This window comes from Luteimonas panaciterrae (assembly GCF_020511115.1).
GTDB classification, from domain to species: domain Bacteria; phylum Pseudomonadota; class Gammaproteobacteria; order Xanthomonadales; family Xanthomonadaceae; genus Luteimonas; species Luteimonas panaciterrae.
In genome coordinates this window covers 1-15,104 of sequence record NZ_JAJAVH010000011.1, presented here as the reverse complement: position 1 = coordinate 15,104, position 15,104 = coordinate 1, and the positions used below count along the sequence as shown (strand labels likewise).

Here is a 15,104-nt window from a genome sequence, read left to right as displayed (position 1 = left end):
ATTGTCCATGCTCCCGTGGACAAAAACACCTTCCGTGCGGCCCCTGCACAAGACCCGCACACCTCATCGTGCCGACCGCGCGGCTCGATGCGCGGACTTCATCAAATCTACCGAACGACACCCGATGGTCAGCTTTTTCCGCCGCAAGAAGCCGAGCGAGGTCAGCTCCAATACGGCAAGCTCCGATGCGGCCCCCCCTGCCAGCGAACGTGACAGCCGCATCGATGCGCTCGCCGCCGCCTTCCCGCAATCGCGGGACGAGGCGACGGAGAGCCCCCTGGCGCCCGAATCCGCCGCCAGGCCCGAACCTGCGCCTGTGACGGTAGCCGACGTCCAGGAAAAACCCGCGGCGGCTCCCGGCAAACCCGGCTGGCGCGAACGCCTGCGCGGCAGCAGCATCGCGCGCGGCCTCGGCAGCCTGTTCTCGCGTAATCCGAAACTCGATGACGACCTGCTCGACGAAATCGAGACCGCCCTGCTCACCGCGGACGTCGGCATCACCGCCACCACCCAGCTGATCGCGCAATTGCGCAAGCGCATGAAGGCGCGCGAATTCGCCGACGCAGCGGCATTGCGCACGGCACTGCGCGCCGAACTGATCGCGATGCTGGCACCCGTCGCCAAGCCGCTCGTGATCGATGGCACGGCCAAGCCCTTCGTCATCCTTACCGTCGGCGTCAACGGCGTCGGCAAGACCACCACCATCGGCAAGCTCGCCAAACGCTACAAGGACGAAGGCCGCGGCCTGATGCTCGCCGCCGGCGACACGTTCCGCGCCGCCGCCGTCGCGCAGCTGCAAGCCTGGGGCGACCGCAATGGCGTCGCCGTAGTGGCGCAGGGCCAGAACGCCGATGCCGCCTCGGTAGCCTTCGACGCCCTGCAGGCGGCCAAAGCGCGTGGCATCGACGTGCTGATCGCCGATACCGCCGGCCGCCTGCACACGCAGCAGGGATTGATGGCCGAGCTCGGCAAGATCAAGCGCGTGCTCGGCAAGGTCGATGCGCAGGCACCGCACGAAGTGTTGATGGTCATCGACGGCACCACCGGGCAGAACGCGCTGTCGCAGCTGCGCCAGTTCCATGCGGCCGCCGGCGTCACCGGCCTGGTCGTGACCAAGCTCGACGGCACCGCCAAGGGCGGCGTGGTGTTCGCGCTCGCGCGCGAATTCGCCATTCCGATCCGTTACGCCGGCATCGGTGAGCGGCCCGAGGATCTGCGCGTGTTCGATGCGGAGGCTTTCGTCGACGCATTGCTGCCGGAGTCGCTCAGCGCGTGATCCGCAAGCGCATTGCGCTGCTGCTCATCGCGGGCGCCGTCCTGCTGTTGCTGCTGGCGATCGCGCTGCGTTTCGTCCTGCAACCTGATCGCGTTGCAGGATTCACGTTGTCGGCGATCGGCAATGCACTCGGCCTGGAAATCAATGCCGCCGGCACCAACGAATACCAGCTGCTCGGTGGGCCGCAACTGGTCGTGCGCAACGTGACCGTCCGCGAGCCAGGCGCCACGACACCGTTGCTGCGCGCACAGCGCGTGCTGGTCTCCGTGCCCTGGTCGACCGTCCGCAGTCGCGGCGAGAAGCTCGACATCACCCGGCTCGAACTCGATGCGCCCATTCTCGATGTCCAGGCGCTGCAGCATTGGTTGTCCACACGACCGTCTGGCGAGACAAGCCTCCCTACTTTCAGCAACGGCGTGCAAGTCGACAACGGGCGCGTCGAAGGTGGCGACTGGCGCATCGAGGCGTTTTCCCTCGCCCTGCCGCGCCTGCAGCCGGATCGCCGCATCGACGCGCGCGCCGGTGGTCGCTTCGGAACTGAAACACTGTCGCTGCAATTCAATCTCGCCGTTGCGATGACTCGCCCCGCCAGCGGCGCGGGCGTCGCCGTCGTTGGCCCGATCACCGCGCAAGCGAAGAACTGGCGCCTCCCCGCACGTTTGCGCGCGTCCGGCCCGCTGTATTTCGACGATGGCGTGCGTATCGTTCCGCTGCGCGCCTCCCTGGTCGCGCGATACGAAAGCGGCGACACCAGACTCCCCTTCGCCTTCGCCTTGAATTCGCCACTGCGTTATCGCGACGATGTGGCGGCGCTCGCCCCCGCGGGCCTCGCCCTGCGCGGTGAAGGAGTCGTGCCAAATCTGGACGCATCGGGCGTGGCCGCCTATGGCAAACGCATGCTGTTGCGCTTCGACGGCCGTCTCGCGGCCTGGCCGCGGGCGTGGCCGGCGTTGCCCGCGCCACTCAATGCATCGCAATCGCCACTGGGATTCTCCACGCGCTATCTTGGCGCCGCCGATCTTTCCGATCCTGCCGAGCTGCATCTGCAACGGGACGCCACCCGCTTCGATGGCCGTTTCCGCATCCCCGAGATCACGCAGTGGGTAGCGGCGGCCACCGGCACCGCAGCGCCGCTGCCGCCGTTATCCGGGCACCTCACGACACCGGAACTCGTCATTTCCGGCGCGCGCCTGGAAGGGATCGAGATCGAACTGGATGACGCGGAGCCGAAGGATGCCAAAGCGCCATGAGCACGAAATCGGGAAGCAGGAAATTGAAAATCCCCGTGCCGGTGAAAGATTCGCACGGCGACCAGCAGGTTTCGGCGATGGATTCGAATGACACCTTCGCAGCCAAGCTGCTGAACTGGTTCGACGTCTCCGGCCGCCACGATCTGCCCTGGCAGCATCCGCGCACGCCGTACCGCGTCTGGCTGTCGGAAATCATGCTGCAGCAGACACAAGTCCGCGTCGTCATTCCCTACTTCGAACGCTTCGTCACCGCCCTGCCCGACGTCGCCGCGCTCGCCGCCGCCGAACTCGACACCGTGCTGGCGCTGTGGTCGGGACTCGGTTACTACGCACGCGCCCGCAACCTGCACGCGGCCGCGCGTGCGTGCGCGGAACGGCACGGCGGCGAACTGCCGCGCGACTTCGATGCACTCATCGCATTGCCCGGCATCGGCCGCAGCACCGCCGGCGCGATTCTGTCGCAGGCCTGGGGCGATCGCCACGCCATCCTCGACGGCAACGTCAAGCGTGTGCTGTGCCGCTATCACGGTGTCGATGGCTGGCCCGGACAGCCCTCCGTGGAAAAGAAATTGTGGTCGCTTGCCGAGCATCATGTGCGGAGCCGGCAACTGCCCGATGCACGACTGCCCGACTACACCCAGGCGCAAATGGATTTCGGTGCCACGCTGTGCACCCGCTTCGATCCGGCCTGCGTGCTCTGCCCATTGCAGGAACACTGCGCCGCACTGACCACCGGCCGCGTCGCCGAACTACCGACGCCGAAACCCGGCAAGCCACTGCCCGAACGCTCGGCCTTCGTGCTGCTGCTGCGCGATGCCCAGGATCGCGTTCTCCTGCAACGGCGTCCGCCGACCGGTGTGTGGGCGTCACTCTGGTCGCTGCCGCAAAGCGAGGCGCATGAGGACGCACGCGCCTGGTTCGAGACCCACGTCACCGGCGACTACGACGGCGGCGAGGCACTCGATGCCATCGACCACGGCTTCACCCACTACCACCTGCGCCTGCAGCCGCTACGCTGGCACGCCGTCACGCCGCGCACCGTCGTGCGCGACAATGACGACATGCGCTGGGCAACGCGCGAAGACCTCGCCACGCTCGGCATTCCGGCACCGGTCCGCACCCTGCTCGAAGCGCAATTCCGACAACATCAGGATCACGGGACCACATCGTCATGACGCGCATGGTTTATTGCGAATACGAACACCGCGAAACCGAAGGCCTGGACTTCGTGCCCTGGCCCGGCGAACTCGGCAAACGCGTCTTCGCCCACATCGGCAAGACCGCCTGGGCCGCATGGCTGGCGCACCAGACCATGCTGATCAACGAAAACCGGCTCTCACCGCTCGACCCGAACCACCGCGCCTTCCTCGAAGACGAGATGCGGAAATTCCTGTTCGGCGGCGGCGCCGAGAGGCCGGCCGGCTACGTTCCGGTGGACGGCGACGCCTGATCGCGCGCGGTCTTCTCCGCGGCCCTGATCGCCTTCACATCGAGCGGACGGATTTCATTGATTCGGCACGGGAACTCGATCGAACCGCGATCGTGCGCGATGATCTTGTCGAACTTCGCGTACACCTGGTTCATCTGGCTGGTCACGCCGATCACCGGGGTGAATTCGAGGTTCTGGCATGGACCGTACAGGCTCAGCAGATAGGCCTGGTTGGGCTTGGTCCACACCGCCACCGCGCTGTCGCCGAGCGGCGTCCAGCCGTCGATACGGCCGAAGTAGTGGAAGTTCGACACCGGCTTGCCGGCATGGCTGCTGTAGAGCGCCAGCTTTTCGGAATCGCTCATGCCCGTGGTCGCGCAGGCGGCCAACAGTGGCAATGCGGCACTCAGGGCGGCCGCGAAAATCATCGTTTTCATGCCCGTTTCCCTTGCCGCACAGCGGCGCTGGATGAGGTAGCACGATGATGCGCTCGGGCCGCATGCCGCCCAAGGGAGCACGCGCGGCCCGTTCAGCCAGCCGCGAGCTTCTTGCTCCCCGCCGTTCAGCCCCGTATGATGCGCGGCTCGCACGGCCAAGGCCGCAGCGTTTGGCCGGGTAGCTCAGTTGGTAGAGCAGGGGATTGAAAATCCCCGTGTCGGGGGTTCGATTCCCTCCCCGGCCACCACCTCATCAAAACCCACCGCTCTCCGGTGGGTTTTTCGTTTCTGGCAAAAACCCCTTATTTCGCAGGGTTTCGTGCATTCACGCCGTGTCGGCGCGAACAAGTTTCTGGCCTCTCTCAGGCCAAACTCCTCTCTCTTCCGCCCGTTTTTCTCCGTTTGTGAAATTCGTCCTGTGTCATGACACGGGAACTTCACCTGCAAATTCAAAGGGTTGCAAAAAGCGGTTCTGCAACCTATTTCGGTAAGCAAAGAGAACATCAAACCGATGGAGAGCGGAGACACAGCAACCATGCATGATAGCCATCGAAGATGGCTGCTTCCGACCTATAGCGGACATTGGCATCCCAGCCAAAAGCCACCCCCAACCTGCCCCGGGAAAAGCCCATTGCATCATATGCCGACATCAAATATGATGATCATCATATGAAACGAGCCACTCCCAGGTCCAAAGAAGCCACGCACGATCGCATCGTCGACGCCGCCGCTCGCGCTATCCGGCGCAGTGGCTACAACGGCACCGGCGTCGCCGACATCATGAAAGCCGCCGGTCTGACGCACGGCGGCTTCTATGCCCATTTCCCGTCGCGCGAGGCGATGCTCGCCGAAGCCGCCGATCGCGCCGGCAGTGAAAGCGTGGCGATGATGGAGCGCATCGCCGCCAGTTCGCCGCCACAGCAGGCACTCCCGGCCATGATGCGGGCCTATCTCTCGAAGGAGCACCTCGAAGGGATTGAGAGCGGCTGCGCAACGGCCGCGCTTGGCTCGGAGATGCCACGCCAGGCGCCTGAGGTACGGCGCGCCGCCACGCGCCGCATCAAGGAGATGATCGACCTCGTCGCCCGCCAGTCGCCCGACTGGGGGCAGCCGGGCGCGCACGAACATGCCCTCTTCACCGTCGCGACGATGGTGGGTGCGCTGGTGCTGGCGCGTGCCGTCGACGAGCCCAGGCTTTCCGATGGGCTACGCGAAGCAGCGCTGAAGCATCTCGCTCCGACCTAGAACTGAGCCGTTAGAAATCTGCGTCTATCCGTTCGATTTCCAATATGACGAACATCATATATCTCGCATCACTTTTACCTCCGATAGAAGGCATTCCCATGAAAAGCAAAGGATCCATTGCCCTCGTAACAGGCGCTTCGTCAGGTATCGGCGAAGCCATTGCGCAGCGGCTCGCCAAGGCCGGCTACAAGGTCTACGGCACCAGCAGACGCGGCGCGCAGGGCAGCCAACAGTTGTTCCACATGCTGCCGCTCGACGTGACCAGCGACGAGTCGGTCGAAGCCGCCGTCAGCCAGCTGATCCGGCTGGAAGGCCGCATCGATCTGCTGGTGAACAATGCTGGCTTCGGTGTTGCGCCTGCGGGAGCGGAAGAGAGCTCGATCGAGCAGGCCAAGGCGATCTTTGAAACCAACTTCTTCGGGCTTATCCGCATGACCCGTGCCGTCGTGCCTTACATGCGACACCAGGGGAATGGCCGCATCATCAACATCGGTTCGGTGCTTGGTTTCCTTCCGATGCCTTACGGGGCTCTGTATGCCGCAACCAAGCATGCGGTTGAAGGCTACTCCGAGTCGCTCGACCACGAGTTGCGCACAAGAGGCATCCGGGTCTCGGTGATCGAGCCCGCTTACACGAAGACGCAATTCGACGCGAACTTTCTAGCCCCCGATTCGCAGCTCGACGAATATCGGGAAGTTCGCGCGCTCCTGAACAAAGTGATCAAGAAGGTGATGGCAGAGGCTGACGAGCCGACCGTCGTGGCCGATGTCGTGCTGCAAGCGGCCATCGCCGCCCAGCCAAAACTCCGGTACACCGCTGGTGGGCTCGCGAATCGCCTGCGATTGCTTCGCAGATTTGCGCCGGCTCGACTGGTGGACGCTGGCATTCGAAAAGACTTGCGGCTCGACGCCACAACGGCATCGCCGGCACGCACGCCGGTCCTAGAGTAAGCGTTCTTACGCGCCCCTTTTTGCACCCCCAGAGAAGCAGTCATGAAGGCATTCATCGTCGATCACTACAAGAAAAGTGGCGCATTGCGCCTCGGCGACATGCCGGAGCCGGAGCTGCGCGACGATGACGTGCTGGTCCAGGTCCACGCCGCCAGCGTGAACGTGCTGGACTCCAAGATCAGGAACGGCGAATTCAAGCTCCTCCTGCCCTATCGTCTGCCTTTGATCTTAGGCAATGATGTGGCCGGCGTCGTGATTCGCGTCGGACCCAAAGTGCGGCGATTCAAGCCCGGCGACGAGATCTATGCCAGGCCGGATGCCGCGCGAATTGGCGCGTTCGCCGAGCGGATCGCGATGAATGAAGCGGCAGTGGCACACAAGCCCAAGACAATCAGCATGGAAGAGGCTGCGTCGCTTCCATTGGTTGCATTGACTGCATGGCAAGTACTGGTCGAACGGGCAAATCTAAAGAAGGGACAAAAAGTCCTCGTCCACGCCGGCTCCGGCGGCGTGGGCTCCGTTGCCATCCAACTGGCGAAGCATCTCGGGACGTTCGTGGCCACCACCACGAGCGCGACCAACGCGGATTGGGTGAAGCGGCTTGGCGCAGATGTGGTCATCGATTACAGCAAGGAGGATTTCGAGCAGGTGCTTCAGGGGTACGACGTCGTCCTGAACGGCCTCGGCCCGGACGTGCTCGAAAAGTCGCTGCGTGTGCTGAAACCCGGCGGCAAGCTCATCTCGATATCCGGTCCACCCGATACCGAGTTTGCAACGGAGATCGGCGCTTCCTGGTTCATGAGGCAGGTCATGCGCCTTCTGAGCTATCGCATCAGGAAGCAGGCTCGGCGTCGTGGTGTGAGCTATTCCTTCCACTTCATGCGAGCGAACGGCGATCAGTTGGGCAAGATCGCTTCCTTGGTCGACTCGGGCGCCCTTCGCCCCGTCGTGGATCAAGTCTTTCCATTCGCATCGACGAATGAGGCCATGACTTATGTAGACAAGGGCCGGGCGAAAGGCAAGGTCGTTATCAGAATGGGGTAGAGATATCGCCCAGCAGGAGCTGGGTCTGCTTTTGGTCGCAAGCAGACAATCCACGACCAAAGACAGCGCTCTCCTTACCCATCATGCGCCACCTGTTGATGGCCGCAACCTAGCACGCCGCAATCTACCCTCCCCAGCAGTGCCCACTGCGATACCCCATTCTCTTGGCCCGCTTTGCTCTGCCCGCCTTCCGATATCGCAGTTGCCTTTACATCTTCCAAAATCGGCGATCCAAGTTACCGGGCTAGTTCTTGCTCGCAATACGAAAATCGCTTATGTCAAAGATGCGCTGCCCTGAATTTCTGGCGCGAAACGCATATCGTGTTCACGGATGAGGACTGGTCTCCTGCGCGAACGGATCATCAGATCAAATATATTCCACAGATATTATTTATCTCACAGCATTTATAGATTACATATCCAAGGGTTCTCATTTCTGATGTCATGAAACTGAAAGTGTCTGGACATGGCAATGGCCTATAAAAATCCAGGGGAATAGCGCGTGCGATCGTGCGCTGCCGGCCGAACGCTGGCCTGCCCTCTTCACCGCCACCCGGGCCGCAGGGTTCGACACGGTCGTCTTGCAATGGACACGTCATGGCGAGGCCTTCGCCGATGCCGAGGGCATGGACTGGCTGCGGGAGCGGATCGAACAGGCTCACTCGGCAGGCCTGCACGTGGTGTTGGGCCTGCATGCAGATCCGGCTTTCTTCAATCGCCTGACACAGCCTCCGAAAGCGCTCAAGGGCTATCTCTCGGCATTGCGCGCGCAAGATCTGGAACTGGCGCGAACATGGGCGCGCACCCTGCAATCGGACATCATCAGCGGCTGGTATCTGACGCTCGAAATTGACGACCTTCATTGGCGCGACTCCAGCCGACGCCGCAAGCTGGCGCATCACCTGGCGATCGAAACACGAAAGCTGCATTCGATACTGCCCAGGCCGGTCTACGCGACGTCATTCTTCACAGCGCAAATGCCGCCCGACGCCTATGCGGACATGATCCGCGACCTCGACGCCCACGGCCTTCGCATCTGGATTCAGGACGGCGCCGGCACCGGCCGCCTCGATGCCGCTGGACGCGCGCCCTATCTGGCGCTTGCGGCTCAATGTGAGGCCACGGCGATGCGTGGCCTGATATTCGAAGTGTTTCGGCAGGCTGATTCGACCGAAGGTCAGTTCCACGCACGGCCGCTTCCACCGTCTGAGATGTCGGCGGCGCTGCGACAACGCGCGCCCTGCGGTGGCGATAGCGTGTTTTTCTCACTGCGCTATCTGCCCTCTACCGAAGGCAAGCTGGCGTATTGAGCAATCACGGCCGCTGCCGGTTTCATCGCCGTCAGCGACCGTACTCTCTCCCCTCAAGACAAAGGATGAGGAGAAAATTCAAAGAGAGCTGCCCGGGTCATTTGCAGGATGTATGTCGAACACGAGGCATTGTAGCGGCGCCGTACTGTCTGTTTGCCAGCCGCGGCGCTCAGGTCAGGCTTGCCGTCATATCGGTGTACCACTGGCTTGGGCCGGGTAACACTGGGATCGACTTCAAATCACGAACCTTGACGCTGCCACCACCAAAGATCGGCTGGGTCAGATTGATCTTCTGCACGCCGGCGTTGAAGGCGCTGCTGAAGTAGTAGGCGAAATTGCTGTGATCACGTGCCACCTGCCACATCGTCCAATCACCGACACTGGGTTTGTCGAGCGGATCTTTCGGTTTGATCAGAGCAGTCCCGTAGGGTGTGGCTTGGATCATTTGCACCATCTGCAGCGCTACATTGACCACGGTCTGGGTGCTTTCGGTGGCACCGGCTTCCTTGGGCGTCGGCAGCCAGCCTTTGCCGTCTGCAGGCAACAGGCCGAAGCCGCGGCGGAACGTCGCCGCCTTGACGAAACGCGATGCCGACATGATGTCGCCGGGAAGACCGAGCAAGCCGTTGCCGACCGGCGGCGCCACCTGAGTGGATCGCGAGGTGCCGCCACCTTTCACGCTCAAATGCGAGTAGCTGAGCAGATTGGTGCGTTGCCAGGCATAGTCCGGCCCGTTGGTCAGCACGCCGTCGGCGGTGGCGCCATCTCCGTAGGACGGCGGATAAACCACCGTCTGGCCGTCGAGGAATTCGATCACCACGCTCTGACCGGCGGAATCGGTGGCGATGAAGTGCAGCGGCACGTAATCGATCGCGCCGGCCTTTGGGCCGAGGAACTGAATGTTTGGCAGTGCTTCGAGCAGATCGTTGACTGAGGAGAAGTTGCTCATCACCCAGGCGCACAGATCGGAAAACTCGACGTTTTTCGCGCCCTTCGCCGAGGGAAACTCGGTGCCCGGCAACCACAGCGCCGCACAGGACAGACCAACTTCGTTGATGCCGTCCATGAAACAGGGGAATTCGGCCATTGTCTGAGGATCAGCCAGGCCGACGAAGCCGTACTGGCCGATCCAAGGCGTGGAGCGGTTCGGGACCAATGGGAATTGCTGCTGCGCCGGAACCAGATAGAGATGCGTCGCCAGAGCACCTGTGAGCTCCATGCAGCGCGCACTGACGTATTGGATGGTATTGGCGGTAGCGGGAATTTGCGGAACGGCGAGTAGGAAGTTGGTGCACATGCGAGTGTCTCTCCTTGTCCATGGCTTGGGTGTGCAACATCGCGTCGAGCGTTCCGCTGTGCGGCGAAAGCGGAGCCTGGCTGGCACTTCTACACCTGAGCGACGGGAGAGGATTGCGACGCAACGCGCAGAATCCTGGCGGCATTCACCGAAAATCCCGAATGAGCCACACGAGCGTGAAGCGGCAATGACACCGGACAATGAAGGCGTGTGATTTGTGTCCAGATTATTCCTGGCAATGTGGTGAACGCGGTGGCGCCACGTGTTGGTAGCCGTCCGCAGTACGTCACTTCAGTCTGGCTCGAAGCCGATGAGTGGGCCACCCCGGACAAAAGCAGATCCGACGACTATCTTGAGCTTAGGAATCACACCAGATGCCGCGCGCTCCGTTGTCAGAAAAGACGACATCTTGTAGATTCGAAACATGGGGCTTAAGCGGATGGATAACGTAGGAATCGTCGTCGCTGATCTCGCAGCGACGATTGATTTCTTTCGCGAGCTCGGCCTCGAGCTCGAAGGGCGAGCTACGATCGAAGGAGAATGGGCCGGACGTGTCACCGGATTGGGCGATCAACGCGTCGAGGTTGCCATGATGCGCACCCCCGACGGTCACAGCCGGCTCGAGCTCTCCCAGTTTCTCACGCCAACCATCGTCGCAGATCACCGGAACGCCCCGGTGAATGCTCTGGGCTATCTACGCGTCATGTTCACCGTGGACGACATCGACGAGACCCTCGAGAAGCTCCGCAAGCGCGGCGCACAACTCGTAGGCGAAGTCGTTCGTTATCAAGACGTATATCGGCTCTGCTACATTCGAGGACCTGGAGGGATTCTCATCGGACTCGCCCAGGAGCTCAGCTGAGCGCAAGCACCACAAACGCAGTGCGCCAGTAACGGAAGTTCCCTTTCCGAATCATCCCAACGCGGGGTTGACTTGAAAGAATCAAATTTTCCTTGCTCTTTCATTGAAGAGCGCTTTCTCAGAGAGAAGGGATTGGGTCCCGTGGGTTTCCCGGCGGGATTAGCGAACAGTTTTGCGATGCCGCATGGCCAGCGAACCGCTCACCCGCCCAGGGCAGCATCTCGGCAATCCAGACAAGCGCGGTGAGAGTGTGACCGAGAGACTCGCTCTGCCCGTATTGAACCTTGGCCCCGCGTGAGCAATATTCGCGAACCAGGCTGCGGACATCACCGGCCACCATGATGCCATCGCCAGGGCCGATGCCTGACTTATTGCCCGGCGTACCTTCCGATTCACCACCGGCACCTTGCCGGATTTGCAACGGCGCCGACGGCGTACCGCCTGTTCCCATGATTGTGTCATTCAAGGCCTCTACGAGCTCTGGAATCTGCTCCGGTGCCTGGTACCCCGGCTTAGTGATCGATGCCCATGTGAGTCCTGGGTATTGATTCAGAACGCTTAAGATCGAAGCCTCGTGTATACGTTCGTACAGGGTCTTGCCGTAGTCGTTGAGATAGGGCGCCAGATCGATTTCGTATGCGCGTGCAAGGCCGATGAACGCCATCACCATGACGCCGGACCATTGCTGACTTCCATCAACATAATGCAGATTGTTGACTGGGTGCGCGAACACACCGCCAATTGATGTTCCGATGATTCGCTTGTCCATGTCGGGCGCGTAACCCGGGGCAAGTTCGGCCGCCCACTCCGCTGCGATCGCGCCACCGGAGTAGCCGATCAGCGCGACCTTGGTATCGCTTGGAAGGCCGATCGCCGGAGAGGCGAACGCCGCCCGCAACGAATCCAAGGTGTTCATTCCGTATTCTTGTCCAACCACCAGGTTCGCCCGCTGGCCTTGAATGTCGGGAACCACGACGGTGTAGCCCTTCGACAAAAGCGGAATGATCAATACCGCCTCGATATTCGGGATCAATCCGCCGAGCGTCAACCCACCGGAGATCGCGTAGGACGGCTCGTCAGCCGGATTCAGCGAATCATAGGCCGATTGGTACGAGACCACTCTCTTGGGACCAAAGTTGAAGGCCGGCTGGGCAACGGAAGTGACGTTGACTGTCGCCTGCCCAAGCTGCCCAGTCGAGCGATACAACAACTGCGTGACCTTGATCGGCAGCGGAAACCCGACGATGTGATAGGGAACCAAACGGCTCTTCAACACTGTGCCGGGCAAGATATCCTCGAGCGGCATACTGCCGTCGTACTGATAGAACGGATCTTCGCTTGGAGGAAGCCGTGCTTCCGCCGAAGTCGCTGGCCCCAGGAATGCCAGCGATACAACAAGCATGGCCAATCGTCCACGCACGGCGGCAAGCCGGCGACTCATCTCATCTCTCATCTCAGACATTACGCGCTCCACGAGCATATGACGACGCTGAAAACCGGCGTCACGAGGAACAATGGGCCACTCTCCAGGGAATGGCATCTTCATGATGCCCATGATGTGCGGAACAACATCACTGCAAAGACAAGTGTCCGCAACGAAAAAATTCTGCACACAATAGGCGACACCTGGGAATGCTTTCAGAAAGCACGTCAAGGTGGCATCAACGGCATTATCAGATAGGCGACCATTTGATCCGACGCAACGATTTCTGAATAGCATCAAGAGAATTGGCAGAGACTAGTAGCCTTTGAAATCTTCGTCGACGCTTTGACGCGTCGTGTCGTGCTCTTCGACAAGCCGGCGCTTGGGGGAGACAAACGTCTGCACAGCGCCACTTCGACAGCTGCCTCGATCAATGCAGATGAGCCATTCCACCATGCGAATACATCGCAATCACGGGCATCTAGGCAACGTGTTCCACGGGCGAACACCAGTGATGCATTGGCCGCCAGATCGATGCTGCGTCATGTTCTACCCGTTTCCAACACAGCCCTCTGAGATCAGGGGCCGTGTTGCTTATTCCAACCTCTTTTTTTGAGCACAATGAATGACCAACCCCACACGTCTCACCCAAGCCATCCTGTTTACCTTGGCCAGCCTCTTCGCCGTCGGACACGCCCATGCGGCGGCATTCCAGCTGAAAGAAAAAAGTGCCAAGGGACAAGGTCGAGCCTTTGCGGGTTCCATCAGCACACCCGGCGATGCCTCCGTCGTCGCTGACAATCCGGCAGCAATGCGCCTGCTGGGCGGCCGCGTGCTTCAAGCCGATCTGACGGCTGTCAATTACTCGGTCGAATTCAGCGGCACCGGACAAGACGCCTTCGGTCGTCCGTTAAGCGGCGGCGATGGTGGCGATGCGGGCGCCACATCCCCGCTTCCTGCCCTGTACTTTCAAACGCCCATCGGTGAACGCATGCACCTGGGCTTCTCGGTCACCGCTCCCTTCGGCTTCAAAACCGATTACGGCCGGTCCTGGCTAGGTCGCTACCATGGCACCAAGACGGAAATCAGAACCGTTGACGTAGGTGCTTCCTTCTCATACGACGTCAACCCTTACGTTTCATTTGGCGGCTCCGTCTTCATCGAGCACGCGCAGGCCAAACTCAACACTGCTATTGATTTTGGAACACTCCTTGCCGCCAGCGGTGTTCCAGGTTATGCCCCGACCAGTGCCGACGGTTACAGCCGCATCGATGCGAGCAACAACGAGTGGGGCTTCACGATCGGCGGCCTTTTCAGCCCTTCCGAGCACACCAACATCGGCATCGCCTATCGCTCACAAGTCAATCACGAACCGAATGATGTAGATGCACACTTCGATGTCCCATCGGCTGTCCAATCCATCCTGGCCGTGGGTCGTCCCGGATGGTTCACGGACACTCGCGCCTCCACTTCGTTGAAGCTGCCGGCCACCTTGACCGCCAGCTTCTCGCACCGACTGAACGACCAGTGGTCGATCATGGCGGACGTAAGCCGAACCGCATGGGGTAAGTTCCAGGAAGTCGAACTTGACTTCCGATCGCCCCAAGCCAACCAAGTCCTCAACTTCGGCTATCGCGATACGACCTTCGCCTCCATCGGCACGGAATACAAGGCCAACGAGAAGCTGACGTTACGCGCTGGCGTCGCCTATGACCAATCGCCAGTCACCAACAAAGTGCGGGATGTGCGAGTACCGGACACGGATCGCACTTGGCTGTCGCTGGGTGCGACTTGGCAAGTTTCAGAATCGGCGGAGTACAGCGTTGGCTACACACACCTGTTCGTGAACGATTCCAAGACAGATCTGGTATCGGCCACAGGCAGCACACTGCAAGGCGCCTTCGATGTGGGAGGTGACATCCTCGCCTTCGAAGGAGCATGGCGTTTCTAACAAGATCGAGTTGCGAACTGGACTTCTGTAGGCGCCCCCATGCCGTCCAACGGCCTCGCAGATTTCGCACGATGAAACTCCAAACCGCCTCTTAACTCTTAGAAGTGAGCACGGGAGTAGCGCTCATTGACCATCCACTTTGCCGGCATCTCCAGCGATGCCGGTTCATTGCGTTGTCAATCCAACCCACGGGAGCATCAGATGTCCGAAAAGAAATGTGCGAAAAACCGTCGACGCGCGGTCACGCATAAACACGCAGCCCTGGTCGCGGCGATGCTGGCATTCGCAGGGGTAACCACTTCGGCCGAGGCACGGCTTCCTCCGGGCCAGGATCCGTTCTACCGATACGACGGCAGCACACCGCTGGAAAACATTGCGCCTGGCACGGTATTGAAGACCCGCATCATCCCTTACCACGTCATCGGGTTTCCGCTGCCGATCAAGACTACACAGCTGTTGTATCGCTCGACCGGACAGCTCGGACAGGCGACGGTGAATGTCACGTCCGTGGTCCAACCGGCCTTCAATTTCGGCCCGAAGAAGCTGGTCTCGTATCAATCGTTCTACGACTCGCTTAATCCCGACGATGAGCCGTCGTATGCGATCTCGGGCGGGGTGACGCTCGGCGGG

14 protein-coding genes and 1 tRNA gene are annotated in these 15,104 nt (G+C 61.1%); 12 read left to right on the top strand and 3 right to left on the bottom strand.

The features are described 5' to 3' along the window. Positions 1-7: 7 nt before the first annotated feature. The 4 genes from ftsY (at position 8) to LG367_RS12815 (ending at position 3,976) form a co-directional block, all read left to right on the top strand. On the top strand, positions 8-1,276 hold the full coding sequence (gene ftsY, locus LG367_RS12830; protein WP_425490965.1) for a signal recognition particle-docking protein FtsY: 1,269 nt from the start codon (positions 8-10) through the stop codon (positions 1,274-1,276). Further along, positions 1,273-2,526, top strand: a complete 1,254-nt coding sequence (locus LG367_RS12825; RefSeq protein ID WP_226469657.1) for an AsmA family protein — start codon at positions 1,273-1,275, stop codon at positions 2,524-2,526. Before ftsY ends, LG367_RS12825 begins: the two co-directional genes overlap by 4 nt. Before the next feature lie 77 nt (positions 2,527-2,603). Further along, complete coding sequence (gene mutY / locus LG367_RS12820; RefSeq protein ID WP_226469910.1) at positions 2,604-3,701, top strand: A/G-specific adenine glycosylase; 1,098 nt, start codon at positions 2,604-2,606, stop codon at positions 3,699-3,701. Beyond that, entirely contained in the window at positions 3,698-3,976 is a 279-nt protein-coding gene (locus LG367_RS12815) for an oxidative damage protection protein (RefSeq protein ID WP_226469656.1), read from the top strand. Before mutY ends, LG367_RS12815 begins: the two co-directional genes overlap by 4 nt. Here the strand turns inward: LG367_RS12815 and LG367_RS12810 are convergent. After that, positions 3,949-4,392 (bottom strand): DUF6491 family protein, encoded by a 444-nt coding sequence (locus LG367_RS12810; RefSeq protein WP_226469655.1) that lies wholly within the window; start codon positions 4,390-4,392, stop codon positions 3,949-3,951. The genes LG367_RS12815 and LG367_RS12810 overlap by 28 nt on opposite strands. 172 nt (positions 4,393-4,564) lie before the next feature. Here LG367_RS12810 and LG367_RS12805 point away from each other — a divergent pair. The 5 genes from LG367_RS12805 (at position 4,565) to LG367_RS12785 (ending at position 8,941) form a co-directional block, all read left to right on the top strand. Beyond that, positions 4,565-4,640, top strand: a tRNA-Phe gene (locus LG367_RS12805). Between the two features lie 421 nt (positions 4,641-5,061). Beyond that, positions 5,062-5,637: a TetR/AcrR family transcriptional regulator gene (locus LG367_RS12800; protein ID WP_226469654.1), complete on the top strand. Its 576-nt coding sequence runs from the start codon at positions 5,062-5,064 to the stop codon at positions 5,635-5,637. 98 nt (positions 5,638-5,735) lie between these two features. Beyond that, positions 5,736-6,587: an oxidoreductase gene (locus tag LG367_RS12795; protein WP_226469653.1), complete on the top strand. Its 852-nt coding sequence runs from the start codon at positions 5,736-5,738 to the stop codon at positions 6,585-6,587. A 42-nt stretch (positions 6,588-6,629) separates the two neighbouring features. Next, positions 6,630-7,631 carry an NADP-dependent oxidoreductase gene (locus LG367_RS12790; protein WP_226469652.1) on the top strand — a complete coding sequence of 334 codons (1,002 nt, stop codon included), beginning with the start codon at positions 6,630-6,632 and terminating at the stop codon, positions 7,629-7,631. A gap of 479 nt (positions 7,632-8,110) precedes the next feature. Then, entirely contained in the window at positions 8,111-8,941 is an 831-nt protein-coding gene (locus LG367_RS12785; protein WP_319004028.1) for a DUF4434 domain-containing protein, read from the top strand. A gap of 169 nt (positions 8,942-9,110) precedes the next feature. On the opposite strand, the gene LG367_RS12780 is transcribed toward LG367_RS12785, so the two are convergent. Beyond that, complete coding sequence (locus tag LG367_RS12780; protein WP_226469651.1) at positions 9,111-10,238, bottom strand: linear amide C-N hydrolase; 1,128 nt, start codon at positions 10,236-10,238, stop codon at positions 9,111-9,113. 439 nt (positions 10,239-10,677) lie between these two features. Between LG367_RS12780 and LG367_RS12775 the strand changes: the two genes are divergently transcribed. Beyond that, complete coding sequence (locus LG367_RS12775) at positions 10,678-11,100, top strand: VOC family protein (RefSeq protein WP_226469650.1); 423 nt, start codon at positions 10,678-10,680, stop codon at positions 11,098-11,100. 118 nt (positions 11,101-11,218) lie between these two features. Here the strand turns inward: LG367_RS12775 and LG367_RS12770 are convergent, their stop codons facing one another. Then, positions 11,219-12,820 (bottom strand): lipase family protein, encoded by a 1,602-nt coding sequence (locus LG367_RS12770; RefSeq protein ID WP_226469649.1) that lies wholly within the window; start codon positions 12,818-12,820, stop codon positions 11,219-11,221. A 328-nt stretch (positions 12,821-13,148) separates the two neighbouring features. Between LG367_RS12770 and LG367_RS12765 the strand changes: the two genes are divergently transcribed. Then, positions 13,149-14,474: an outer membrane protein transport protein gene (locus LG367_RS12765; RefSeq protein ID WP_226469648.1), complete on the top strand. Its 1,326-nt coding sequence runs from the start codon at positions 13,149-13,151 to the stop codon at positions 14,472-14,474. 201 nt (positions 14,475-14,675) lie between these two features. Further along, the coding region (locus LG367_RS12760) for a hypothetical protein (protein ID WP_226469647.1) at positions 14,676-15,104 on the top strand (429 nt) is incomplete at its 3' end.